This is a genomic window from Chitinophaga oryziterrae, assembly GCF_009758125.1.
GTDB classification, from domain to species: Bacteria; Bacteroidota; Bacteroidia; order Chitinophagales; family Chitinophagaceae; genus Chitinophaga; species Chitinophaga oryziterrae.
In genome coordinates, this window is sequence record NZ_WRXO01000002.1 from 386,313 (window position 1) to 410,139 (window position 23,827).

Annotated in this window: 21 protein-coding genes and 1 tRNA gene; 11 read left to right on the top strand and 11 right to left on the bottom strand. The window is 40.7% G+C overall.

Annotated features, from left to right (window positions below; genetic code table 11):
• Positions 1 to 12 precede the first annotated feature (12 nt).
• A complete protein-coding gene (locus GO495_RS09245; protein ID WP_157299394.1) occupies positions 13 to 1,104 on the bottom strand; it encodes a FecR family protein in 1,092 nt (363 codons plus the stop codon).
• A 37-nt stretch (positions 1,105 to 1,141) separates the two neighbouring features.
• Positions 1,142 to 1,693: an RNA polymerase sigma factor gene (locus tag GO495_RS09250; protein WP_157299395.1), complete on the bottom strand. Its 552-nt coding sequence runs from the start codon at positions 1,691 to 1,693 to the stop codon at positions 1,142 to 1,144.
• 293 nt (positions 1,694 to 1,986) lie between these two features.
• Here GO495_RS09250 and GO495_RS09255 point away from each other — a divergent pair, with 293 nt between their 5' ends.
• From GO495_RS09255 to GO495_RS09270, 4 genes are all read left to right on the top strand, one after another.
• Entirely contained in the window at positions 1,987 to 2,910 is a 924-nt protein-coding gene (locus GO495_RS09255; RefSeq protein WP_157299396.1) for a CPBP family intramembrane glutamic endopeptidase, read from the top strand.
• 322 nt (positions 2,911 to 3,232) lie between these two features.
• Complete coding sequence (locus GO495_RS09260; protein ID WP_157299397.1) at positions 3,233 to 3,493, top strand: hypothetical protein; 261 nt, start codon at positions 3,233 to 3,235, stop codon at positions 3,491 to 3,493.
• A gap of 617 nt (positions 3,494 to 4,110) precedes the next feature.
• Positions 4,111 to 4,305 carry a hypothetical protein gene (locus GO495_RS09265; RefSeq protein WP_157299398.1) on the top strand — a complete coding sequence of 65 codons (195 nt, stop codon included), beginning with the start codon at positions 4,111 to 4,113 and terminating at the stop codon, positions 4,303 to 4,305.
• Between the two features lie 20 nt (positions 4,306 to 4,325).
• A complete protein-coding gene (locus GO495_RS09270; protein WP_157299399.1) occupies positions 4,326 to 4,937 on the top strand; it encodes a hypothetical protein in 612 nt (203 codons plus the stop codon).
• Between the two features lie 178 nt (positions 4,938 to 5,115).
• Here the strand turns inward: GO495_RS09270 and GO495_RS09275 are convergent, their stop codons facing one another.
• The 3 genes from GO495_RS09275 to GO495_RS09285 all read right to left on the bottom strand — a co-directional run bounded on the left by GO495_RS09275 (position 5,116) and on the right by GO495_RS09285 (position 8,366).
• Positions 5,116 to 6,546 (bottom strand): tyrosine-type recombinase/integrase, encoded by a 1,431-nt coding sequence (locus tag GO495_RS09275; RefSeq protein ID WP_157299400.1) that lies wholly within the window; start codon positions 6,544 to 6,546, stop codon positions 5,116 to 5,118.
• Between the two features lie 97 nt (positions 6,547 to 6,643).
• Positions 6,644 to 6,714, bottom strand: a tRNA-Gln gene (locus tag GO495_RS09280).
• 182 nt (positions 6,715 to 6,896) lie between these two features.
• The gene (locus tag GO495_RS09285) at positions 6,897 to 8,366 is read right to left on the bottom strand and encodes a S8 family peptidase (RefSeq protein ID WP_205691232.1); all 1,470 of its coding nucleotides are present in this window, start codon (positions 8,364 to 8,366) and stop codon (positions 6,897 to 6,899) included.
• 164 nt (positions 8,367 to 8,530) lie between these two features.
• Here GO495_RS09285 and GO495_RS09290 point away from each other — a divergent pair, with 164 nt between their 5' ends.
• On the top strand, positions 8,531 to 9,301 hold the full coding sequence (locus tag GO495_RS09290) for a helix-turn-helix domain-containing protein (RefSeq protein WP_157299402.1): 771 nt from the start codon (positions 8,531 to 8,533) through the stop codon (positions 9,299 to 9,301).
• A gap of 60 nt (positions 9,302 to 9,361) precedes the next feature.
• Positions 9,362 to 10,183: an SDR family NAD(P)-dependent oxidoreductase gene (locus tag GO495_RS09295; protein WP_157299403.1), complete on the top strand. Its 822-nt coding sequence runs from the start codon at positions 9,362 to 9,364 to the stop codon at positions 10,181 to 10,183.
• Positions 10,184 to 10,192: 9 nt separating this feature from the next.
• Here the strand turns inward: GO495_RS09295 and GO495_RS09300 are convergent, their stop codons facing one another.
• A complete protein-coding gene (locus GO495_RS09300) occupies positions 10,193 to 12,424 on the bottom strand; it encodes a TonB-dependent receptor domain-containing protein (protein WP_157299404.1) in 2,232 nt (743 codons plus the stop codon).
• 154 nt (positions 12,425 to 12,578) lie between these two features.
• On the opposite strand from GO495_RS09300, the gene GO495_RS09305 reads away from it, so the two are divergent.
• The gene (locus tag GO495_RS09305) at positions 12,579 to 13,640 is read left to right on the top strand and encodes a sensor histidine kinase (protein WP_157299405.1); all 1,062 of its coding nucleotides are present in this window, start codon (positions 12,579 to 12,581) and stop codon (positions 13,638 to 13,640) included.
• Positions 13,637 to 14,344 (top strand): LytR/AlgR family response regulator transcription factor, encoded by a 708-nt coding sequence (locus tag GO495_RS09310; RefSeq protein ID WP_157299406.1) that lies wholly within the window; start codon positions 13,637 to 13,639, stop codon positions 14,342 to 14,344. Before GO495_RS09305 ends, GO495_RS09310 begins: the two co-directional genes overlap by 4 nt.
• Here the strand turns inward: GO495_RS09310 and GO495_RS09315 are convergent.
• The 4 genes from GO495_RS09315 to GO495_RS09330 all read right to left on the bottom strand — a co-directional run bounded on the left by GO495_RS09315 (position 14,341) and on the right by GO495_RS09330 (position 17,968).
• The gene (locus GO495_RS09315) at positions 14,341 to 14,850 is read right to left on the bottom strand and encodes a hypothetical protein (protein ID WP_157299407.1); all 510 of its coding nucleotides are present in this window, start codon (positions 14,848 to 14,850) and stop codon (positions 14,341 to 14,343) included. The genes GO495_RS09310 and GO495_RS09315 overlap by 4 nt on opposite strands.
• Before the next feature lie 93 nt (positions 14,851 to 14,943).
• The gene (locus tag GO495_RS09320; protein WP_157299408.1) at positions 14,944 to 15,921 is read right to left on the bottom strand and encodes a helix-turn-helix domain-containing protein; all 978 of its coding nucleotides are present in this window, start codon (positions 15,919 to 15,921) and stop codon (positions 14,944 to 14,946) included.
• 130 nt (positions 15,922 to 16,051) lie between these two features.
• Positions 16,052 to 17,065: a helix-turn-helix transcriptional regulator gene (locus GO495_RS09325; protein WP_157299409.1), complete on the bottom strand. Its 1,014-nt coding sequence runs from the start codon at positions 17,063 to 17,065 to the stop codon at positions 16,052 to 16,054.
• A 108-nt stretch (positions 17,066 to 17,173) separates the two neighbouring features.
• On the bottom strand, positions 17,174 to 17,968 hold the full coding sequence (locus GO495_RS09330; RefSeq protein ID WP_157299410.1) for an AraC family transcriptional regulator: 795 nt from the start codon (positions 17,966 to 17,968) through the stop codon (positions 17,174 to 17,176).
• 232 nt (positions 17,969 to 18,200) lie between these two features.
• On the opposite strand from GO495_RS09330, the gene GO495_RS09335 reads away from it, so the two are divergent.
• Genes GO495_RS09335 through GO495_RS09345 form a run of 3 tightly spaced genes read left to right on the top strand, consistent with a single transcriptional unit; the run spans position 18,201 to position 22,032 of the window.
• Positions 18,201 to 19,382: a TolC family protein gene (locus GO495_RS09335; RefSeq protein WP_240915195.1), complete on the top strand. Its 1,182-nt coding sequence runs from the start codon at positions 18,201 to 18,203 to the stop codon at positions 19,380 to 19,382.
• Positions 19,379 to 20,437: an HlyD family secretion protein gene (locus GO495_RS09340; RefSeq protein WP_157299412.1), complete on the top strand. Its 1,059-nt coding sequence runs from the start codon at positions 19,379 to 19,381 to the stop codon at positions 20,435 to 20,437. The genes GO495_RS09335 and GO495_RS09340 overlap by 4 nt, the downstream gene beginning before the upstream one ends.
• A complete protein-coding gene (locus GO495_RS09345) occupies positions 20,437 to 22,032 on the top strand; it encodes an MFS transporter (protein ID WP_157299413.1) in 1,596 nt (531 codons plus the stop codon). Before GO495_RS09340 ends, GO495_RS09345 begins: the two co-directional genes overlap by 1 nt.
• On the opposite strand, the gene GO495_RS09350 is transcribed toward GO495_RS09345, so the two are convergent.
• On the bottom strand, positions 22,029 to 23,552 hold the full coding sequence (locus tag GO495_RS09350) for a hypothetical protein (RefSeq protein ID WP_157299414.1): 1,524 nt from the start codon (positions 23,550 to 23,552) through the stop codon (positions 22,029 to 22,031). The two genes, GO495_RS09345 and GO495_RS09350, sit on opposite strands and share 4 nt — an antisense overlap.
• Positions 23,553 to 23,827 lie beyond the last annotated feature (275 nt).

Here is a 23,827-nt window from a genome sequence, read left to right on the forward strand (position 1 = left end):
AAAATGAGTGAGTTATTTGAAGTGTAATGTATTATTTTTTTCATCGAAATAGCAGTCGATGTCCGTTACCATTTTCAGGTTATCTATGAATACGGAGATCGGCTGATTTCTGTCTACTCCACCGGCGAACTTTTTGTTCATAACAGCTGGGTTGTCAATACTTACATTTATACCAAACCAGCGTGGCAATACTTTTGATATCTCTTTCAGGTCGGCAGCGTAGAAGTAATAGATCCCTTTTTTCCAACCGAGTACGCGGTTTTTATCAAACTGTTGGGTGTTTATTCCATCTGCATCTGCTATCGCTTCCATACCTGGTTGTATAGCTACTGTTTTGTTACCGCTGATCAGGTTTACAGCGCCTTGTACCAAAGCCACCTTTACCATACCCGAATCATAGGAGTTGACGTTAAACTCTGTTCCCAATACCTGTACGCTATTATGTGGCAGGTGTACGATGAAAGGTTTCTTTTCGTCTTTCGCAATCTTCAGGTATGCCTCTCCATTGATACTGATCTCCCTTGTATTACCAGTAAAGGAGAAAGGGAAGCTCAGCTGGCTGGCGGAGTTTAACCATACTTCCGTACCATCCTCTAAAGTGATCTTGTAATCCTTTCCTATAGGTACAGTAAGGCTGTTAATGCCTGTTTTTTCTTTTCCTATGACAGTATAGGTGAGGGTATGTTGTGTATTGTTAAGTTGTGCGTCTCCTGTGGCTACGTCTCCTTTCTCCTTGCTGAGATCGATGACCTGGCCGTTGGACAGTGTTAATTGTATCGTATTCTTAGCTATTGATACTGTTTTTTTATTTGGTAAGAAGTACAAACAGGTTGTTACGCAAATGCCGGTTACAACAGCGGCCGCTGCCAGCTTTTTGATAAAATGTATGTTGGTTTTTGACTTTTGTAATATGGTGGAGAGATCGGCCCATTCTATTTCACTAACACCATTGGCGGGAAGCGCATTGTTTAATGCAATCCAGCGCTCATGGACGGTATTATCTTCGGCAATAAGTATATCTATCTCAATAAGCTCTGCGCTATCGAGGCTACCGGCTATTTTACCTGCCAATAAGTAATCAATTTTATCATCATCCTGTTTCATCACTATGACTTATAGACACGGTTTTAATAGAATAGCACTATAGGGATTCCCATTTTTTCAGCCTGGTACGTAAAGTTTTCAGCGCTTTGACCATATGATTCATCACCGTATTGCGGCTGATGGCCAGGTCTGCCGCTATTTCATGATAGCTTCTGTGTTCCAGGTAAGCGAGATTGAAGACTTTAGCGGCGGCCGGGGAGAGATCATCCATAGCGGCGGTCAATTCTTTCTTCAGCTCGGCATTTTCGAGATGGTAAGTGGGTAGGATGAATTCTTTAGGTAGCGGGATATTATTTTCTCTTCTTTTACGAACACCTTCATTACGAATAAAATTGAATGCCCTGTTTTTAATACTGTTAGACAGATAGCCCTTAATAGATGTTGTGACTTGTTTATATAAGGATTGCTGCCAGAAATCTATGAAAAGATCCTGAACAAGGTCCTGCGCTTCGCATTCGTCCTTTACAATGGACAAAGCGAGGACGTATAACCACTTCCTGTTGTTATTATATAGGTAGTTAAAGGCCTGTAAATCATGTGCCTTTAGCCTTTCCAGCAGAATAACATCATTTCCATAATCTGGAGACATTCACAAATATTGACTCTTTTTGAAATAAATGATTGGTCGTACAAACATAAAGTTTACTTCTCAAAACTGCAACCCTATAACATAGATTTAATACGCCCTTCTAAATATAACTAATAGTCTTTCTTGTGATAAATAATAGGATGTTAAGGGTTTGGTTAATCTGATGTTAATGGTGTATTGGCAATTGAAAACTTATCATGATTAGGTGAATTTTCAATTGCTGTTTCCTATGTCCATTAAATAACGACTTAAATGTATAATATTACAATAGGCTATACTCTGATTATTACTATATGGCAAAATCCCTAAAGCAATATTCCCCTTTCTTACAGCTAATGATCCTCATTGGCCTGTTTATTAGTTTTTCTATCCTCGCTGTAATCTTTGATAGCATCATCACTCCCATAGTTAGCGGTTATAAAGTCACCGATCTCCGGGATGCCGATATGTCCCTTCCAAAGGTGCTTATTATATTGAAAATATTCGCTGTTACTGAACCTATCATTGTTTACATGCTTCCTGCGATGTTATTCACTATGCTGATATCTGCAAAACCGATAGAGTGGTTACAGGTAGATAAGTCTCTCAAATGGCAGGCTGTGGTACTGATAGTCCTTATTATGCTGGCAATATTACCTATGCAGGGCTTTTTAAACGAATGGAATCATACCTGGAACTTGTCGGAAGTATCCAGGAGGATGGATGAAAGGAACAGGGATATGTTGAAGGCATTAACGAAAGCATCGGGTTTTACTTCTCTTCTCGTAAACATTTTATTGATTACTACAGCATCAACACTCACGAAAGCGTTCTTTTTTCAGGGAGTACTGCAGAAACTGGTTATACAGTTAATGCCCGGATTTCCCTGGATTGGCGTTATCATTACATCCGTAATTTTCGGTGTTTCTTCTTTTGATGGATATTTATTTATATCGCAGTTTCTACTATGTCTTCAATTAGGCATCATCGTTTATCTGACCGGGAATCTATGGTTCGCTGTTTTAGGCCATTTTATTGCCGGTGTAGTAACAATGGTATTATTATACCTTTATCAGATTGGTGTGTTACTGCAAGATCCAATACAATACTCAGGTATTGCCTGGTATAGTGCTGTTATCAGTTTTATAATAACTACTGCCTTAATATGGTACCTGCGTAAAAAATGGCCAAAACCAGTTGTAATAATAGAAGATGTAGAGGTAATAGGATCAAACTAAAGCCTTCAACTTTGCATACTGCAATAACGTAATGGACTTGCCATCTTTGATCTCTCCATTATCAATCATCTCCATTGCTTTATCAAGTGTTATTTCCAGCACTTCAATATCTTCTCGTTCATGTACAGCTGCACGATTGTATTTTGAATTACCGGCAAAAAGTCCAAAGGTATAAAGGGCATTAGCAACGATGATTACAAGATCTCAACAGATAATGATTCTATCGAGAAGTACTAAATACAGGACACATTTAAATTTAAAACAACTGTGTTGGGATAGCAGTAGCTCATTATAAATTTGGATACATCTAAAAAAAAATCCCATGAAAACTAAAGTGAGCTATTTGCTATTGTTATGTTTTTCCTTTTTCCTGACTAACGTAAACGCATCAGGCACAAAAGATCCTATTGGAGTTAAACCATTTGCTATTTGTACCGGCGTACCCCCGTTCTTTTATGGCTTCACTTATTATCCGGGCCAGAGAGTAGTTTACAACAATAACCTGTATCAGGCCATCGCCACTAACTCTGGTCAATTTCCAGGCTTTTCATCTTCCTGGATATATTTGGGATTCTGTAGCTAAGAATTTTTAAACGTTTAAAAAGCCGGAAGTCGCATCGTTGCGGCTTCCGGTTTTTTATTAATGTTAACCAGCTATCATATTGGTCAACAAATCATATAAAAATAATAAAGCCCGCTCATTGAGCGGGCTTCTTGTTGCCTGACCTGGATTCGAACCAAGACAAACAGAGTCAGAGGGACTAATTTGTTGATTCGCATATACATAGATCCTTCTCCTGGAGTGAATAATACAATAAATAAATTATATGTGTAAATAAGGTGTTTCGAAAACCTTAAGATTTTCTGCATTAAAGAGTTCACGGATCTGATTAATGAATATTTTTTCTCCTGATAAATTTGAGCAAAGAGTGATCCGAATTGACAATGTATTAGATATTAGTTACACGAATAATTTCCTATAAATTTTATCACTAGCACACTGAATATTTGGCCTTTACTTGACTATCAATTGAATCTATCTTTTGAGAATTTCAATGTCAGTGGAATTCAAATTGGGCATATGTAAATAGTTTCTTCCGATTTCGTTATATTGTATTATAAATCAATTAGATATAAACAATTAGTGCGCTGGAATTCAATTTAATCCCGAAAACAAAGGAATTATCGTAAATTTGATGTATGACATTACATGGATACAAACGAATAAAAGATGCTTTAGTTCAGCAAAGGGCTAAAGTAACAGCTTCTCCTCAGGAAGCAACTAAATTAATTGACGATTTGGGAATAAGACATATTGTTGTGAATCCAACAACAAATTCTCTTAAAGTAGCACCCGCCAAAAAAGCCATGCGTAAAAAAACGGCTACCAAATAATTCCTCCAATCCCCAATTAAATGTCCACGTCAAGTTTAATCTATTCAGCAGATCCTGGACTACTTATAGGATTTCATGGTTGCGACCATTCAGTTCGAAACTCAGTTGTTGCTGGTAGAAAGATGCTTAAAGCAAGTCAAAATCGTCATGACTGGTTAGGTGCAGGATTTTACTTTTGGCAAAATAACTATGATAGGGCATTGGATTTTGCCACAAACCCACCTGGCAAAACAAAAATCATAAAACCGGCTGTTTTAGGAGCGATTTTTAGTCTCGGGAATTGCCTTGATTTGACTGATAAAAAATGGATAGACCTGGTTAAGCTTTCATATGATAGCTTAAAACAATCGGCAGAATCAGAAGGGAATAAATTGCCTGTTAATAAGAATGCAAAAGATTCCAAAGATAAAGTACTGAGAGAACTGGATTGTGCCGTTATTGAAAATATACATAAGGTTGTCAAAGAGCTTGGAGATCCACCATTTGATTCGGTTAGAGGAATTTTTATTGAAGGTGCGTCATTATATGATGGTGCCGGTTTTCATGAGAAAACGCATGTTCAGATTTGTATTAGAAATCCTAATTGCATAAAGGGTTTCTTCCTTCCACGTAAAGATGTAAACTGGCCTTAACATCAATGAAGGGACATGGGATCCAAGAACCGATATTGAACGTACCATTCAATGTCTTTAAAGGCTTCTGGATTAAGATCAAGACAACAAAGCCAGGCTTCCCCAACTATTCCGTGTCTATAGTAATTATATCAATTATGAATTTCCCTCTCCTGGAGAGGGGAGAGCTTCATTTTTACTAATCTGGTTTATTATTAGATGATGCAAAATAGATATCAATCCCTTTCAATTTCTCCAATAGTCTCAGCTCTTCATTAACCGCATATAATTTCGTAGTACTTAATTGATCATGCGCATTCTGTCGCTGTGCGTATTGTAATCCAAATTGCTCAGAAAGTAAATCTGAATATAAATGCTTAAGTGAATAAAAATCAACATTTATTTGTAACTCATCTTTAACATATTTTTTCCACCTTCTACCTAGTTGATCAGGACGTATGGCAGTCAGACCCGGTTTAAGCAGCTTTGAAAACAGGAATACATTTTCTAGCTTAATATGCTCTCTCTTATTATAAGTTATTTGCTTGCAGTCTTCAATAATCTCTTTCCACAATAGAATTGCATTTTGCGATATTGGTCTCAGCACTTGTCTATGTTCTCTTCCTTTTAATACCCATGTGGTATATTCCCTGCGTTCGATATTGACATCACTTGGCTGAAGCCTCATCATTTCTGTTTCCCTGCATCCAGATGAAAAAAAGATAGTCACAAAACGCCAGAAGTAGTAGTTCCTTTCTAACAAGTAGGCATTGATCTTATCCCTTTCTTCCTCAGATAAAATCTTTCGTAGTCTTCTTGTTTTTTTTAGAATTAAAATGTCCTGAACAACATTTGTGTCTACTGCGTCTTCCGCTAAAAGCTGTTTAAAGATGGCTAGTAAGTAGGCCCTGTATTTATTATGCCGCTCATTACTCCATTTGGGATTCAGTTTTCCGCATAGTTCAAGGCAAAGTTTGATATGTCTCCTGCGAATATTCCAGATGGGTATTTTCAAAAAATCTAAAAAATAGGCTGCAATAGTAATATTCCTGATAGCTGCTCGTACATCTGTCAGATATCCTCTAACACCTTGCATTTTCTTATAGGCACCCCATAAAGCACTAATAAATGCAGTATTCGGAAATAACAGTGTAATATTTATTACCGAAGCATTATCAGTTAAGGGCATTAATTCTTTCTTCTCTATCTCCTTAGCTAACAATTTGGCAACATTCATATGATTCTGATCAATATTTATTGAAATAGATCGCATTTTAGAATCATTATGGATAGGAAGGTATCGTGAGGTGGTATCGAAAGGTAAAATGATCTCTTCTCCTGGAGGCGGGATGGTAATTTTGGTTATTGGATTATAGCCCTGTTGAAGCTTGGAGGTTAATTCTTGTAGGGCCTTTCGTACAAGTAATCGTTTTTCTTTGACTGTTTTAACCTTATTAAGCCCCTTTTTATAGATACAGATTTTCCCCTTAGGAAAGCTAATTTCAAAAATCGGGTCATAAAAGCGATAGTGGATATACCAAATCTCTTTAGCGGAGGCTCCTGGTTGATCCCAATCTTCAGGATGTACCGCAATCTTAGAGCATTTACACTCATTAGGCAGCTTATCCATAGTGTTAACTTTTGATGTTAACTTTTCAAAAACTATCAGATAAAGTATGCACAAAAATTAAGCCGAAACCCTTTATTATAAAGGATTTCGGCTTTTGTTGCCTGACCTGGATTCGAACCAAGACAAACAGAGTCAGAGTCTGTCGTACTACCGTTATACTATCAGGCAGTATATCATTTGTTCGGGACGGCAAAATTATAACATTAAACCGAAAAAGCAAAAAAATATCTAAAAAAAGGTAAGAACTGGCCTAAAACAAGAAAGTAGCTCTTTTGACGGAGCTACTTTTTGTGAGAGAAGTAATTGAGAAGCTAAAATAGCATATTTATCACTAATCAGAAAAAATCTTTTTAATAGGTAGCTGCTAGTTTCAACGCATTATATGCGTTCACCACGCCCCCTGTATTACAAACATCTGTCATCTGTACCATTTTAGGCTCTCCGTTTATATAAATCGTTACGGGGTGAGTTACTTTTGATACTGACTTAAGGATGATATCTTTTACCTGTACTGCACTCAGTTTAGGATAATAAGAGCGGATCAGCGCGGCTAAGCCTGTCACAACTGGGGCGGCCATACTGGTACCATCGTGGTAGTCGTAATGGGAACCAGGGGTGCTGGAATAGATGGCCACACCAGGCGCAAATACGTCTACGCCGGTCTTGCTATAATTGGAAAAAGGGGCTACCAGGGACTCGTCATCACCCGGACCGGAAGCGCCTACCTCTATCCAGGCATTTGCAGTGCCTTTACCGCCGGCATATACGCGGTTGGGGTAGAATACTGCACTGTCCAGATTAGCGCCGTCATTGCCCGCCGCATGGATCAGCAGCACGTCTTTAGACATCGCGTATTGTACCGCTTCGTCTACCACTTTCTTATTGGGAGAGTAAGGTTTACCGAAGCTCATGTTTACCACTTTGGCGCCGTTATCGGCTGCATAGCGGATCGCATTGGCAATGTCTTTATCACGTTCATCACCGTTGGGAACAGCTCTTACCGACATCAGCAGCACATCATCCGCAATACCGTTGATACCGATATTGTTATTACGGGCGGCGCCGATGATTCCCGCTACGTGCGTACCATGGTCTGCACCAGGGCCCGTAACATCACTGCTACCATAATAGTGCTCTTCAGGATTGCCGTAGTTGTCACCTACAATAGCACGTGGATCAAAATCCAGGTTTAACTGATAGTCCACCTGCTCTTTGAAATGATCGACAGCACCATCCAGTTCCTTTTCTTTAAATGTTTTAAAGTCGGGGTAACGGGGGAGCTGTTGTCCGATCACCTGTTTCACCTGCTGTTCTGCAGGATCATTCGTCGCATACGCATCTACATCTGCGGCGGTAGGGTTCGGATTCTTCATATGCACCAGCATGGAATCCAGGATCTGCATAAAACGGCCGATGCCTGTTAATGTTTGCTGGGCTTCCTGTAATTGCTCATCGAATTTCACGCGCATCTGTGAATAGGCATATAACCCTGTAGTATCTTTAGATGTATCAAATTTCGTTTTTTGCTGACGGATGAGACGGGTAAGCTCCAGGTTGTCATAATTTACATTGCCTTTAGCAGAACCGATGAAACTCCATCCGTTAATATCATCTATGTAATGGTTCTTATCATCATCTTTACCATTACCTCTTTTTTCTTTGAGATTTACCCAGAGAACATTTTTCAGATCTTCATGCGCAGTGTCAATGCCACTGTCGATAATTGCTACAACTACAGGTTTTGCTTTTTTATCTTTTAGTAACTCCGTGTAGGCTTTCTCTACGCTGATACCAAAGACCGAATCTTTCTGAAGATCCATGTTTTGCCAGTTAGGTACTTGTGCGCTCGCTATAAAACCCGAAAATAAAAATGTGATGCTAATCACCGTCTTCTTGCAGATATTCATATATTAATTTAAATTGTTGGGGTCGCCCTTTGCAAGATATATATAATATAGAATCAAAAATGTTAAAAGTTTTAACAATGAAGCAGATACCGGTATTCTCTTTGGATATGATGGAAGGTCTTGTAATTGAACGGTTTGAGAAGGCTGAAGTACCCGTAAAACCTGCTCATCGTGATGATCATTATATCTTTATCTTCCAGGAAGAAGGACATAGTAAGGTGATGGTAGATTTTAATGAACTGACCATCGACGGTTGTGCGGTACTTTGTATCTTACCCGGACAAGTACATCAGGGTATCTCTGCAACAGATACCGTGGCGTGGTTTATAGCGATAGACAGTGAACTGGTGAGCCCCGTATTTCAACCTAATAAGCCTGCTGCAATAGCTGAAGCGGGCATTTTAAAAAGAAGTATATCCCTGTTATATGATATTAAAGAGAAGATGCCCAGGCAGGTAGTGCGTTCATTGACAGATGCCTGTTTGGGCATGTTTGCACAGGCGTATGGACCTAGTCATCAGGATCATTCCCGCGCTCATGTTATTACCCGTCATTTTAAATCGCTACTGGTGAAATTTAACTCAAGTCCGGCAGATTACGCTTCCAGCTTAAATATTTCCACTGCTTATCTGAACGAAGCAGTGAAGTCAACAACCGGATTCTCTGTTACCTATTGGATACAACAGGAAATTATAATGGAAGCAAAACGTATTTTATATTACACAGATAATTCTGTGAAAGAGATTGCGAATACACTGGGATATGAAGATTCCACTTATTTCTCCCGCCTCTTCAGTAAAGTAGCAGGAATTTCTCCTGTTCAATTCAGGGCAAAATACCGCGAATAGTCCATGTCATACCTCTTTTGATGCATTGCCTGCACTTAGAAGATATCGTTGCTTTGCAACATGAGAATCATCATACTGGCATTTATCATTTATAAGATTTTAGATTTTATCTGGATCTATTTACGTCCTTCATCTATCAAAAAATATCTAGGGAAAGATACCTATGCATTGATAACAGGATCTACAGATGGTATTGGGAAAGCTATTGCAATGGAGCTGGCAGGTAAGGGGTTCAATATCATTTTACACGGAAGGAATAAGGAGAAACTGGCAATAGTAAAGGAAGAGATAAAAAATTTGTACCCTGAGATAAAAGTAGCAGATATATTACATGATGGAAGTAAGCCCGGGCGATTACAGGTAGATTATCCGGTTGCTGTACTGGTGAACAACGTTGGCACAGGACCTGTTGCAGCACTGGAAAATACTGAGATAGATGCGACAATAAACCTGAATGTACTATTCCCTACACATCTTACGCAGGACTTATTACCACATCTTTCCAGGCCGGCTTTAATACTGAATGTATCTTCTTACGCAGGATTATACCCTCCACCTTATCTCTCTGTGTATGCTGCTACCAAAGCATATAATAATGCATTCTCAAAATCACTCTCTGTAGAGCTGGATAATGTTGAAACCATCTCATTAATTACCGGAAGTGTACACACCGCTTCCAATCAGCAACCGGTAACCTTTATGAGACCCGATAGCGCTACCTATGCTAAACATGTGTTGTCTGTAATAGGCTGTGGTAAGAAAAGTGTTTATCCTTACTGGCCTCATGCTATTCAAACATCTGTATTATCGCTATTACCGGATAAAACAGTGAAAAAGTTTATTTCCAACCTCCGCCAGGACTCCGGTACAAAGATTATATAAAGCAATCTTTTACCCCCTCACTCTGTCCCTTTCATCCTTCGCGCCATCCTTCCTTTCCTTCTTCACACCCCCAAAAGACCTGGAATAGGTTAATTTGATAATAGGGAAGTACGTAGACTCCGGATGTACAAGTACATGATACTTTGTATCAAACGCTTCTTTGGAGATAGTGCCCAGATAATTACTGATACGGTCTGTTCGTAACAGATCAGCAACAGATAAAGTGAAGTTGTTTTTCCTGATACCGACGTTAAACACACCGGAAGGATCTACCTGCAAAGTGCCATAATAAGAAGGGGAATTATACACCCCGGAAAGCTCCAGAGAGAATTGTGCAGGGAGCTTAAAAGATTCACTGAAATTAAGGGAGTAGGAGAGATAGGTCTTTACGACAGGTAAGACCGTATAATCTGCTTTAAACTGGCGCAATGAACCAATAAGATTATAGCTCATCTCCCACCAGCTAAAAACCTTAAACGGTAAGTTTGCCTGGAAGCTTAAAGTATGCTGCCACCTGAGATTCTGAGGGGAAATATATACCAGGTTCTTCTCCGGACCGGTAGCCAGCTGATATCCGACAATAGGATTATTATCACTACTGTAAAGCAGAGAAAAATAACTGTAACCGATCTTGAGATTATGAGTGATGGTAGGCTTTAACAAAGGATTACCCGTAAACACAGACAACGGATCGTTATAAGTAACATAAGAAGCAAGATCATTGTATGTCGGACGACTGATCCTCTTTGTATAAGAAAACTGCCAGCCTTTATGTGAAAGGAACAGACTGGGAAATAATTGCCGGTAGTCACGGTCATAAACATGTGAATACTCGTAACGGGCTCCCAACACTAAAGATGTAGCCGGATTAATGTGATAGTCAAAAGAGGTATAAGCAGCCGCAATACCCTCCTGCATCAGAATATCATTCGTCGTCCCCGACCTGTCAACCCAATGATCATCTACAAAACTCTGTATCCCTGAAAGACTCCTGTTGTGGGTATAAGTCCCTTTCAGACCAGCCTCTAATTTCAAAGAAGTACTGAGCTGCTTGTTATAATCCACTTTAACCACCCCCACCTGTATAGTCGTATTCGCCAGCCCCTTTTGCAGCGCAGCAAACTGATAACCGGTATCACGACTACTCCTGGAAGGGAATTCGTTTTGAACAGTAGTGGGATAGTAATTGTTATAATAGAGATAATCAACATCAAGATGGAAATGCTTCCACTCCCCATATGCTGCAACAGAGAGATTCCGCCATCGGTTTGTCTCTTTAATATATGCATCCACCAGTAACAAAGAATCAGAGACGTATTTCCCATGATTACTGGTATTAGCTGTCGAACGGCTTGTACTATAATTCACACTGCCACCAAAAGAAACCCCATCAAATCCAACCATTATATTCTGGGCATTATCCACCCGTTTCGTTTCACTGTAAAAGTCGAAAGCAATAGGGCCTCCAAGCCCCTCTATGATCTCCGTACCCTTACCTGTGAAACTCCCGTAGGTACGATCGTGAGAGAAGGAATAAGCCCCATACAGGTTGTTATGAGAGAGGTTGATATTACCAGCCGCTTTCTCACCTTTTCCATAACCGGCAGTGAGCGCATAAGAGGCCTGCCTGTTTTTCTTCAGTACAATATTGATGATCCCCGCACTCCCTTCTGCATCATATTTTGAAGAAGGAGTGGTCATCAGTTCTATCTTCTCAATATTGTCCGCAGACATACTGTTTAACATCGTAAACAACTGGGCCATGGACATACGTTGCACTTTCCCGTTCAGCATCACCGTCACCCCGCTTTTACCATTCAGCGTAATGCCATTGTTATGCTGGTCTATCAGCACTCCCGGGGAACGTTCGAGAACAGCCAGGGCAGTACTGCCTTTTGTCAGCAGACTATTCCCTACATTCACCACAAGCCCCGAAGGCTGCTGCCGAAATAAAGGTTTCTCCCCCCGTATCACTACTTCTCCCAACGATTTATTATTCATTACCTGCACATGAAAACCAGTATCCGCTGCTATCTCCGCCGTCTGGTAACCTACACTGCTGAAGCGAAGGGTATATTTCCCGGGAGGGACATTGTCAATACGATAGAACCCTTTCTCATCCGTTAAACTAACTTTCACCAGCACGGTATCCTGTAACAGGATCACATTCGCAAAAGGGATAGGCTGACCACCACTGGTAGTCAATTGTCCGGAGAATAATAAGTATAGCAGGAGTTTCATAAAACAAAGAAAGAAAGGGAGATGCAGAACAAAAAAACAACATGACCATCAGCAGGATATAATTGATGAAATACATATACGCCATTCATATATCCACACATGCATTTGGTCAATTGTCAGCGTAGGTTCAAATAGATTTATTTATCTTCAATACATGAAACCAACACATTGGTTCTACAAATATAGATTGTACCACATACCATTCTGGTTCCTGTACAATTATCTCTGGTGGGCAATTACGATTAGCGATCCGGTCGAAGCTGCCCGGGCGATAATCTTTTCTCCATTCGCCGTAAAGTTCTCTTTTTATGTCATTTTCGAAACGCTGGCCGTCTATTTTAACCTCTATTTCCTGATACCAAAATATCTGGAAAAAAGCAGGTTTACCTTATATATTATTTACCTGCTGTTAACCATATTTTGTACGGCCTCTATTATTGTATCCGGCTATTGCCTGGGCGCATATTTATCGGGGAAAAGCCTGGAACAACTATATGGCAAGGATTCCTGTAGCTTCTATCATTTATTGATAGGAAGCCCTTTATCTTCCACCGTGGCCAGTATGACCCTTGCCATGAGTATTAAACTGGCAAAGAACTGGTTACAGACACAAAGAAGACAACAGTTGCTGGAAAAGGAAAAACTGGAAACAGAACTGAACTTTTTAAAATATCAGTTTAATCCGCATTTTCTGTTCAATACAATTAATTCCATCTTTTTTCTTATTCATAAAAATCCGGATAAAGCCTCTGCGTCCCTTGCTAAATTCTCTGAATTACTAAGGCACCAGTTATATGAATGTAACGATACACAGATCCCTTTAAGTCAGGAAGTTGCTTACCTGGAGAATATTATCGACCTGGAAAAGTTAAGGCAGAATGATAACGTAGAAGTTACCTTTGACGTAGATAAAGAGAATAATCTGACCATCGCTCCCTTTATTTTAATGACCTTTGTAGAGAACGCTTTTAAACATGTTTCGAAGCATACGGATCAACTGAACTGGATCAGGATAGCATTACATGTCGATGATAAATTACACTTCTCTGTTTCAAACAGTACATCGGATAAAGTTACGGATGTCGTACATTATGGCGGTATAGGACTGAAAAATGTACAGAGAAGATTAGACCTGATCTACCCCGGGCAATACAGCCTGGATATACAAAACAACACAACCAGTTTTGAAGTGAATTTACAATTGCAATATGTATGATAAACTGCGTGATCATAGATGATGAACCGCTGGCACGCGAAGGCATCGCCAGTTATGTAAAAGAGGTGGATTTCCTACACCTCGTGGGTACCTGTGAAAACCCCGTGGAGCTTATCAAATTGCTGGACCAGCATCAGGTAGATCTTATCTTCCTGGACATCCAGATGCCGAAAATGAGTGGTATAGACTTCCTGAAAATAACGAAGGACCCACCCATGGTAATCATCACCACTGCCTTCCCCAGTTATGCACTGGAAGGGTTCCAGTTAAATGTGCTGGACTATCTTTTAAAACCTGTCACATTCGACAGGTTCCTGAAATCAGTGAATAAGGCAAAAGATTATCATCATCTGCTCACAAAACCAAGTGATTACTGTTTTATAAAATGTGGCAGTAAATATGAAAAGATTCAGTTTGATGATATCCTGTATGTAGAAGGTATGCAGAACTACGTGAATATTTACACCACAAAAGGTAAATACGTCACCCTGCTGTATCTGAAAAACATGGAAGAGAACCTGGATAATAAATCGTTTATCCGTGTACATAAATCGTACGTTGTTTCTATCAACAAGATAGAAGGGATAGAAGGGAATGAGATCTTCATACAATCATATAGAATTCCTATCAGCAGGAATTACAGGGAGCAGGTGATTCAGCAGGTGGTGAGTAATAAACTATGGGATAAGATAAAATTCTCTTAGTTAATGAGAGGAATGCCGATTGCCATCAGGGATCTTTCAATGAAGGCAAAGGTTTCATCACTTTTCATCCCGGTAATGGTTGACCTTTGATGCTGACGGGAGAATGGAAACATTACGGTCTGGTAAGTACCTTTGCTTATCAGCACCCGAAGGTCCCGGTCAGTAAACCCACCACTCAGATAGCAATAATCCTTTTCGCTGATACCCAGGCCAAGGTCCTCATGCAGGAACATAATCTCTCCGTTGTTCTGTACGTTATATAATAAAAGCTGAAATAGCCCGGGGGGTAACACTAATTTGATCAGCAGATCATCCCTGCTAATGTTGAACACAAGATACCAAAGGACATGTGTTCCTACATATATCTCCTGGATCAATAATCTGCAGGCGGGTGCAGTGTATAATGTCGACTCAGCATTCGCCAATAGGTATTGCTGCCAGTAAAACGGGATTTCTGTTGTTGCCGTGAAAGGTAACATGGGATTGGAATGTGGGTCCGGGTACATACAACACGATATTGCGTTAAAGGTCGCATGTATACTGTTAAAACAGGATGACAATTGCTGACTATTTTCCCTGGAAAAGAAGATTCTTTTGTCCTAATGGCCATTTTTCCGGTACTCGTTCGGTGTCTTGCCTGTAGACCGTTTAAAAATCCTGGAGAAATAGGAATGGTCTGTATAACCCACCTCAAAAGAGATCTCTGCAATAGAATTAGTAGTACCGGATATTAACTCTTTAGCCTTTTCCAACCGCTTTTGTTGTATATACATGATCACCGTAGTGCCTTTCCTGGCTTTAAAAGCATTTTCCAGGGCGCGGGGCGACAAACCTATTTGCTGGGCCTGTTGATTTACATTTACCTGTTTTTCCGGATGTTGCTCTACCTGCGCTATAAAGTCTTCTATTTTCTTTGTAATAGCTGATACTGTCTTACTTTCCTGCTGAATGTCTTCCAGGTAACTGATAACAAAATCGCTGATACGACTATTATAATAGATAGGATTGGCCTGACCGGACAAGGCCCAGTTTTTCATTTTATCCAGTTCATTACGGGCATCGCCATTGAATTTTCTGTATGGAAGCACATCGTGAGAGGGGCTGTTACGCTTTAAAAGGGATAAAAGTGTTGCTAATTGCGGATAGCTGACCGCTAGCTCCGTCAGTAACTGAACAGAAGGTATCACATAGATGGAGTGGTATTTTTGCCCGGCCAGCGTGGCGACAGTATAAGAAAAGCCTGCGGGGAAGTAATGTAGCGCCCGTTTTTTCGATTGGGGAAACATTCTCCCATCCGGGTATTTTAAATGCATGTTACCTGATAAAATCCCATATAATACCAGCATGGGTTCAGTCGCAGATATATAAACCTCTGTATCTGCCGTTGGCTCAAAATATTGTTCCGCATACAAATGATCCCCAATTTCCACCTGCTGATGAATAAAGGTACCGGCAGCTCCGGTTGTATAGATAGTGCGCGTGCCAGCAAAGGGAAGTTGTAGTCTTCTGTGCTTTATTGGGATGTGGTCAATTGTTTCAGCCTCAAATGCCAATGAATCGGGCAGTTGAAAATTCATTGGGATGCTTGTCTTTTTATCTAACATTTAGTCTGGTTGCCGGGTTTAACCAACAACTATTTATTATTAAAGTTAAAATCATAAAGATCGGGCTAGTAGTATTAATACATTAGGGCGATGAGGTTTTATTTTAAATATTTCGTATACCCTTTTGTACTAAAATTGATTTTCTGTAATCACTGGGAGTGCTGCCTGTTTCTCTTTTGAACAGTTTTGAAAAGTAAGACTGATCTGCATAGCCTACGGTGAGAGCAATACCGGATACGCTGTCATTTGTCTGGCCCAGTAGGTATCTGGCCATTTTTAAACGTTGTTGCTGTACATATAACAACAGGGTAGTACCACGTTTCAGCTTAAACGCAGTTTCAAGAATGTGTTCACTGATCCCTATTTTAAAGGCGAGTTCGGTGATGGGAAATATTTCTTCAGGAGAAGTATCTATCCTTACGATTAATGCATCAATTTCTTTTTCGTAGAGATCTGCCAGGAAAACTTCCCTGGATACCGGCATATCCAGCTGTTCCAGGTATAAGAGGATAATATCGGTGATCCTGTTACTGTAATAAATAATGCCTGCTTTACCCCTCAGTAAAGAGTTTTTCATCTTATACAGCTCACTGTGTGCTGTTATACTAAAACGTCTCACGGGCAGCATCTGGTGTAGGACGTCCTTTAAATTAATGGCCTGGATAAATGCATGCAGCGGAGCATAGTCGCCGGTAAACTCTTCAAGGAAGTGTAATTTAGGGATGATATAAAAACACAGGTACTTTTTACCCGCCAGTAAAGTGACAGCATATTTACTTCCACCAGGCATATAATGCAAACACAGTTTCCCTTCTTTCAGATGAATACCACAACTGGTCTTAACATTCCCGAGCAACATACATTGCAGGGCCAGTAATGCCTTTGGCGCCACGAACAATACTTCAACATCCGACTTTGGTTCAAAATATTGCTCTTCGTAGATATGGCCGGCAATATCTGCCTGCTGATTGATCATCACTCCCCATGGGCCACTGCTATAAGTAACTAAGGTATTGGCAAAAGGTAATTTGATATGGTCATACCGTACAGGCAGATTAACCGAGATGGCAGTTTGTTGCTGCAAAAGAGGGGACAACAGATACGTAATCGCTGACATATATTTCAGGTTAACTAATACTTGGCTGGTGAGGCTTACATCCGGGCTGGTATGTAAAAGTAACCTTTATAAAACGGCTCGCCGAAATACCTTTCAATTGATTGATTATCAATGTATTCCCTGAAGAAAAACAGAAGGTCTTTTGTTGGTAAGCTGGTAAAACACTTTACTGAATGCTGCTATGCTGCCGTAGCCTGTCTGGTAGGCGATTTCGCTGAGGTTCTGATTGGTCTGCAACATCATCTCTATCCCCTTTACTACCCGCAGCATTTTCAGGTATTGTACAAAAGACATTTCCAGGATATTGGTAAAGAGCCGGGATAATGTACGTTCACTTATACCGAAATGACTGCTTACACTTTCCAGGGTCAGGTTCTGGTCGAAATGAGCAGCCAGATACTGCAACACAGGTAACAACCTTTCATGCCTTGTAGTGGGTAATCCTATGGGTATAGCCGCCGTACTCACATCCGGGAGTATATCTTTTAATGAGGCTAAAAAACGGAATCCCGCATCGCCAGGCAATACATGCTCTTTCCATTTGGCGGAATAAGTGATCATATTTAACAGGAGGTCATTGACAGGGTAGATACCCATTTTATTGTAAAAAGGGTGACTATCATCATCCTGGCTATAAAAATAGAGGTTGCGGGTAGTGGTAGACCTGGAATGACGGATTACCATATAATGCTCCATCTGGCTGGGGATCCAGATGTAATGCCTTGCCGGAATTACCAGTGAACGGTCGGGGAAGTTGCAGTAGGCGATACCGCCCTCTACAAATGTCAGCTGACCTTTATGATGGGAATGCATCGGGAATTTTCGCTCTGCCTTTTCATGCATAACATACACTGATAGCGGTTCTACATCTATGTCATCTAAATAATTACCATGCTGAGGCATCTGTATCTGGCTTAAATGGACTAATAATTGGCAATTTAGATAAAAGGGTTCATATCTGTGACGGGTACCTTTGTACCCGAGAACAAAAATTATGTGTACTAATACCCAAAGGGTATCCTTTTTACTCCTTTTTATTTTATTGTCAGTGCGTGTTACCGCACAAAAAACGCCCCTTCATCTATCCTTGGAACAGGTCTGGGAAAAAGCAGCTACCGGGAACAAAAAGGTCCTGATGTCTGAGCTGCGTGTACAAAGTAGTGAAGAAGCCGTAAAGAATGCAAAAACAGAACGGCTTCCTGAAATCAATGCGGATGCTGCCTATGCAAGAGTGACAAATATGGCCATTTATGAAGATGGATATTTTAAAGCTCCCACACAATTCCCCGTATTGCATAACTACTACAAAATAGGGGGAGAAGCTTATTTCAACGTTTATAATGGAAATAAGACAAACCTCGATATCCAAAAGGAAGAAACGGAACATGCAATTATAGAAGAACAGAAGAAACTGACAATATCCGACGTAAGATTCAACCTGTCAGTATGTTACCTGGATCTGGAGCGCAGCTGTAAGTTTAAAGAATTAATAGCCATGGATATAGCCGATCAGGAAAAGCAGCTTGCGCACATCCGGGAACTACAGAAAAATGGGGTGGTATTAAAAAGCGACGTTTTACGGGCTACCCTTAAACTGTCCCGGCAGAAAATGGGAATGGTCCGGATTGATAATGATATTGCCATAGCGGGTCAGAAACTGGCGATTATGGCAGGAGAAGAAGATAGTGTGATGATTGAACCGGATAGTTCCTTATCTGATAATGCCGGACCGTTAAAGTCTTATGCGGAATATCTGGAAGATGCAGCCGAACACTCCTACGGATATAAGATTTCCGAAGGAGAAACGGCCTTGCGTAAACTGGACCTGAAAAGAGTAAAGGCGAATGTCTCGCCACGCATCGGGCTGTTTGCGGAATATGCTTACACCTATCCCCAGATCTTTTTATATCCATATGAAGGCGCTGCCTACGGCCTGGGTATGTATGGCGTGAAAGCCTCTTTCCCCATCTCTTCCTTTTATCAGAATAAACACAAAGAGAAGGCTGCAGCCCTTAATTTACAACGGCAGGAAATAGAGCACCAGGAAACAGGAGATGTTATCCGTCAGCAGGTGAAGGAAGCCTGGCTCCGGTATAAAGAAGCCCTTACCCGTATCGATGTAGCAGAGACAAATATCAGGCAGGCAACCGAGAACAGCAGGATCGTACACAATACCTATTTCAACCAGCTTTCCCTCGTTACCGATCTGCTGGATGCAGATACACAACTCCTGCAAACGCGTTTTGATCTTGTTTCCGCACAGATTGCGGCACGCGTGCAATATTACCAGTTACAAAAAGTTATAGGCAATTTATGACAAGCAAAAATAAGCAACATGCTAAAACCGACCGGCTGATAACCATTATCACCGGCTGGATAGCGGGGATCATCATGGTCGTATTGGCGATATGGGGCCTTCTTACATTACGCACCTTATATATCTATGAAGAAACGAACGATGCCCAGGTAGAGGAATATATTAATCCTGTAACTACCAGGGTAACCGGTTATATAACCAAAATCAGTTACGAAGAAAATCAGGACGTAAAGAAAGGAGATACTTTACTGGTGATAGATAATAACGAATTCAAGCTGCAACAACAGGAGGCAGGCGCTGCGCTTTCCAATGCAGAGGCACAGGTCCCTGTTTTAGAAAGCAATGTGAATACCGTGAGCAAATCGGCTGAAGCATTACAAGCACAGATAGCTTCCTCTAAAGCCAGACTCTGGAAGCAGGAACAGGAATATGCACGTTATCAGAAATTGTTTGATGTAGAATCTGCCACACAGCAACAACTGGAAAATGTAAAGACCGCCCTTGATGTGGCCAAAGCAGATTATCAGTCTGCCATTGATAACTATGCGGCGGCTATTTCCCGTATACAGGATATTAAAGCGCAGAAAGCAGTGGCGCTTACTGAAATTCAGCGCCGGCAGGCCATGTTGGGGCGTAATAACTTAGACGTTACTTATACCGTGATCATTGCACCTTACAATGGTAAAATGGGACGCAGGACCATCCAGGAAGGACAGGTGGTACAGGCTGGGCAAACACTGGCATTTATAGTGAATCAGTCCGCCGGAAAATGGGTCACCGCTAATTTTAAAGAAACACAGGTGAGTAAGATGCATATAGGACAGAAGGCAGAAATTGAAACAGATGCTTTTCCCGGAAAGATCTTTACAGGCAGCGTAGAATCCTTTTCTCCTGCTACCGGATCAAGGTTCTCTCTGTTACCCCCGGATAATGCTTCGGGTAATTTTGTGAAGATAGTACAGCGTATACCGGTGAGGATCAAACTGGCAGGCCCTGTTGCAGAAACTGTTTTACTGAGAGCAGGGATGAATGCAACTGTATCAATAAAGAAATAATGCTTAACAACAACACGATATTCAAACCATGGGCCTCTGAATGGCTGATCAGGATGGTGATCTTTATCAATATCCTGCCGTCCATGCTGATATTCGGTATCTCTACCGCCAATGGTAGCGGAGCAACCGGATACTATGGTATTGAACCTGCAGATGTGCAATATTCCATGATCGTGTTTTATGCAGCCCTGGCAGGGTTCTTTGCATTGGAACGCCGCTTCTTTTCTTTCATCGCCAGTAAGGAATACCTGATTATAGGTACCGTATTACAGATCGTTACCTCTTATGGTTGTTATATCACCCATCATTTCTATATTTTATTATTACTGCGTTTTATACAAGGCATGGCAAACTGTATGTCTACCAGCATTTGTATCACTTTAATATTCAGCCGGCTGAGAGATGCAAGGGCCCGCGAAATTGGCTACTCCGTTTTTTATTGCATGCTGTTGGGTATGACCGCAGTCACTACTTTATTAACCGCTTCCATCTTAGACGCTTTTGATTTTAATGTCTTATACAAATGGATGATCTTTATGTATGTGCCGGGTACTGTCCTCTTATATCTCATGATGAATAAAGTGAGATTAAATGGGAAAGTACCACTGTACCAGCTCGACTGGTCCAGCTTTATCATCTATACCAGCGCGCTTTGCCTGATGGGGTATGTGTTGTTATACGGACAACAATATTACTGGTTCCATGATCCGCGCATCACTGCAGCAATGATTGCTGTAGTGATCTTATTCTTATTGCACATCTTAAGACAAGGTGCTTTGAAAAGAGCTTACCTGAGTCTGGAAGTATTTAAATACCGGAACTATATAGTAGGTATTATACTGATCTTTATCCTCTATATATGCAGAGGGGCCTTAAACATCACCACTGGCTATTTTACGACGGTACTGGGGATGGATCCCCGGCATCTGGCCTATATATTACTGGCAAATATCGGAGGTATCCTGATGGGGGTACTGATTTCTTCCAGATGGATTTTACTGAAGATGAAAATCCGTTTACTATGGATATTGGGATTCTCACTGCTGCTGGTATTTCATATATGGATGCACTCGTTGTTTGCGACACAGGCAGATGCCAGTACTTTTATTATCCCTTTAATTATACAGGGCTTAGGCGCCGGGCTGTTGATGGCGCCCGTGATCATCTTTTGTATTTCTTCTGTACCTGCGCATCTGGGCGGTACTGCTTCTGCTACAGGCGTATTATTCCGGTTCTCAGGTTTTTGCGGAAGTATTGCACTGATTAACTATTTTCAGCTATATGATAAAAGCAATCATTACAACCGTTTCCTGGATAATATCTCTGTATTGGATCCACTTGTCCCTGTCAGACTTTCTCAATATAAAGGCGCTTTAACAGCTAAAGGTTTGCCGGCAGACCAGGCTGCTAAAATAGCTAACGGGTTATTATACCGGTCTGCTGATATCCAGTCACAGATCCGTTATGCTATGGATTATTATTACCTCATCAGCTGTATGCTGATAATAGTAATATTACTGATAGCTATATTGCCTTATCTGAACCGTACGGTTATCAATCTGAGAAATAATCAGCCGGCGCCGGCATCTTATTAATATTCTCTTTCGTACTTCTCTTTCAATACCTCACCTAAAGGTTTCTTTTTTAGTTTTGCTTCTATCCATGATGAAAAATCAAACAGTTTCAATTGTTGGCGCTCATATTTATCAGCACGGATCTTATCGAAACTGGTATTGACCTTTTTCCACAATGCCAGTCGTATAGTAGTGACAGCAGGAACTTCCCCTCCACTCAGGAACTTGATCACTGTCCTTTCCAGTAAATAAGAACGTTTACTGTCCGGTTGCAGATGTCTCCGGAATGCCCTTGTTTCATAGCGGATATATTCATAATTACCCAGCTCATATTGAATAAGCAGATGTACTAAACGAAAAGTACGATAGATGGGAAGAGAGCTGTACAGGTTACTCTGTTGCAATACCTGGTCTATGGCGTTATGCGCCTGATTGATATCATCATTGCCTAAATGGACCAATGCCTGGTACAGGTATATCTCCGCCTGTTTACCAATATCAAGCAGGTGCATGCTCTTCTGTAACGTAACCGCAAACTGTTTTTGTAAAATTAAGGCTGCCGGAAAGTTACCACTATCAATATAGCTGCCCAATTCATAAATGAATAATAAGCGTTGCACCATTACTTCAAAATATGCACCGTCACTTTTAAATCGTCTTACTTTATCGAGAAAAGAATGCAACTCTTTATAACGTTTCGCAGCACGTAAACTATCCAGTATACCTTCTATCACTAACAGATGATCTGCCGGTGTATCATCAAAAAGATAAGCATGTGTTTCAAAGAGGATTTCCAGATCATGAAAGAGTTGCAGTGCCGCTGTATAATCTCCTGTAATAAGAAAATAATGTGCCTGAAAGAGAAGATGTGTCTTCCTCACTGCAGGAGTTGCAGATGCAGCGAGTATCTCCTCTTGTGTTACCAGTCCGTCCAATGCTTCCTGCTGACGTACACTTCGTGCCATACCCTGATACAGCAGGCGATGCCGGAGTATTTCGTAAAGAGAGGTCTGCTCATGATGTTGCTGTAATTTTTTTAAAGACAGGTTGATGTTTGCCTGTTTTTGTAAGAGTACAGCTTCTGTCAGGTCGGGGAAATTCAGTTGATTTAATAAACGGATCTCCTGTTGCTTCGCCCATAATAGCAGTAGTTCATTTTCGCGTTCACCTGCAAGTCCCTGTATTTTTTGCAATTGTTTCAACGCTTCTTCATGCAGGGACCTTTCAAAGAGAATATCAGCTTTCAGAATGCCGGTAGTGATGATGGCAGTCTGGTCCCGCTGAAGGCGTAGATGCAGCAGGCAATCCAGCAGTATCTTGTACAGGTATTTACTGCATACTTCATAACTGCTGCCAGCATGTTGTTGCAAAAATATTTCTTTGATTGCAGCCGCATTTTTGAATGATTGTTTTTCCAGCAGATCAAAAAGATGTACATAATCTTTACTGCCTTGTTGTAAGGAGGTGTATAAACGAAAATATCTTTTCTCTGCTTTCGTAAGTGTATTAATAAGCCGGTTAAGCATATCAGCTTTGGCCATAGGGTCTGCGATTTATGGTTGATGTACTCTACTGCGTCATTTCCGCAATGGGCAATGGCAATTATAGGCTTCGTTTACAATAACGTGATCAAACAAATAAAGTCAAAATAACGGATACTTTTATAAGGACTGTCTTATGGGTAGTGCCTCAGTTTGATTACATAATCTTCGCGCCAGATGTTGTTGATCGATAAATACACCTTATCTGACGTGAATATTAGGTGAAGTTAAATTGAAAAACAAATGCTGGACCCATATTCCAAAGCTAAATCAGA

Excerpts from the sequence above, each read along its gene's own strand:
- GO495_RS09315 (WP_157299407.1), bottom strand. The coding sequence starts at position 14,850 with ATGTACCCGGACCCACATTCCAATCCCATGTTACCTTTCACGGCAACA.
- GO495_RS09245 (WP_157299394.1), bottom strand. The coding sequence starts at position 1,104 with ATGAAACAGGATGATGATAAAATTGATTACTTATTGGCAGGTAAAATA.
- GO495_RS09330 (WP_157299410.1), bottom strand. The coding sequence starts at position 17,968 with ATGCCTCAGCATGGTAATTATTTAGATGACATAGATGTAGAACCGCTA.
- GO495_RS09305 (WP_157299405.1), top strand. The coding sequence starts at position 12,579 with ATGAAACCAACACATTGGTTCTACAAATATAGATTGTACCACATACCA.
- GO495_RS09340 (WP_157299412.1), top strand. The coding sequence starts at position 19,379 with ATGACAAGCAAAAATAAGCAACATGCTAAAACCGACCGGCTGATAACC.
- GO495_RS09260 (WP_157299397.1), top strand. The coding sequence starts at position 3,233 with ATGAAAACTAAAGTGAGCTATTTGCTATTGTTATGTTTTTCCTTTTTC.
- GO495_RS09255 (WP_157299396.1), top strand. The coding sequence starts at position 1,987 with ATGGCAAAATCCCTAAAGCAATATTCCCCTTTCTTACAGCTAATGATC.
- GO495_RS09335 (WP_240915195.1), top strand. The coding sequence starts at position 18,201 with ATGTCTGAGCTGCGTGTACAAAGTAGTGAAGAAGCCGTAAAGAATGCA.
- GO495_RS09295 (WP_157299403.1), top strand. The coding sequence starts at position 9,362 with ATGAGAATCATCATACTGGCATTTATCATTTATAAGATTTTAGATTTT.
- GO495_RS09350 (WP_157299414.1), bottom strand. The coding sequence starts at position 23,552 with ATGGCCAAAGCTGATATGCTTAACCGGCTTATTAATACACTTACGAAA.
- GO495_RS09270 (WP_157299399.1), top strand. The coding sequence starts at position 4,326 with ATGTCCACGTCAAGTTTAATCTATTCAGCAGATCCTGGACTACTTATA.
- GO495_RS09250 (WP_157299395.1), bottom strand. The coding sequence starts at position 1,693 with ATGTCTCCAGATTATGGAAATGATGTTATTCTGCTGGAAAGGCTAAAG.
- GO495_RS09275 (WP_157299400.1), bottom strand. The coding sequence starts at position 6,546 with ATGGATAAGCTGCCTAATGAGTGTAAATGCTCTAAGATTGCGGTACAT.
- GO495_RS09325 (WP_157299409.1), bottom strand. The coding sequence starts at position 17,065 with ATGTCAGCGATTACGTATCTGTTGTCCCCTCTTTTGCAGCAACAAACT.
- GO495_RS09320 (WP_157299408.1), bottom strand. The coding sequence starts at position 15,921 with ATGAATTTTCAACTGCCCGATTCATTGGCATTTGAGGCTGAAACAATT.
- GO495_RS09290 (WP_157299402.1), top strand. The coding sequence starts at position 8,531 with ATGAAGCAGATACCGGTATTCTCTTTGGATATGATGGAAGGTCTTGTA.
- GO495_RS09345 (WP_157299413.1), top strand. The coding sequence starts at position 20,437 with ATGCTTAACAACAACACGATATTCAAACCATGGGCCTCTGAATGGCTG.
- GO495_RS09265 (WP_157299398.1), top strand. The coding sequence starts at position 4,111 with ATGACATTACATGGATACAAACGAATAAAAGATGCTTTAGTTCAGCAA.
- GO495_RS09310 (WP_157299406.1), top strand. The coding sequence starts at position 13,637 with ATGATAAACTGCGTGATCATAGATGATGAACCGCTGGCACGCGAAGGC.
- GO495_RS09285 (WP_205691232.1), bottom strand. The coding sequence starts at position 8,366 with ATGGATCTTCAGAAAGATTCGGTCTTTGGTATCAGCGTAGAGAAAGCC.
- GO495_RS09300 (WP_157299404.1), bottom strand. The coding sequence starts at position 12,424 with ATGAAACTCCTGCTATACTTATTATTCTCCGGACAATTGACTACCAGT.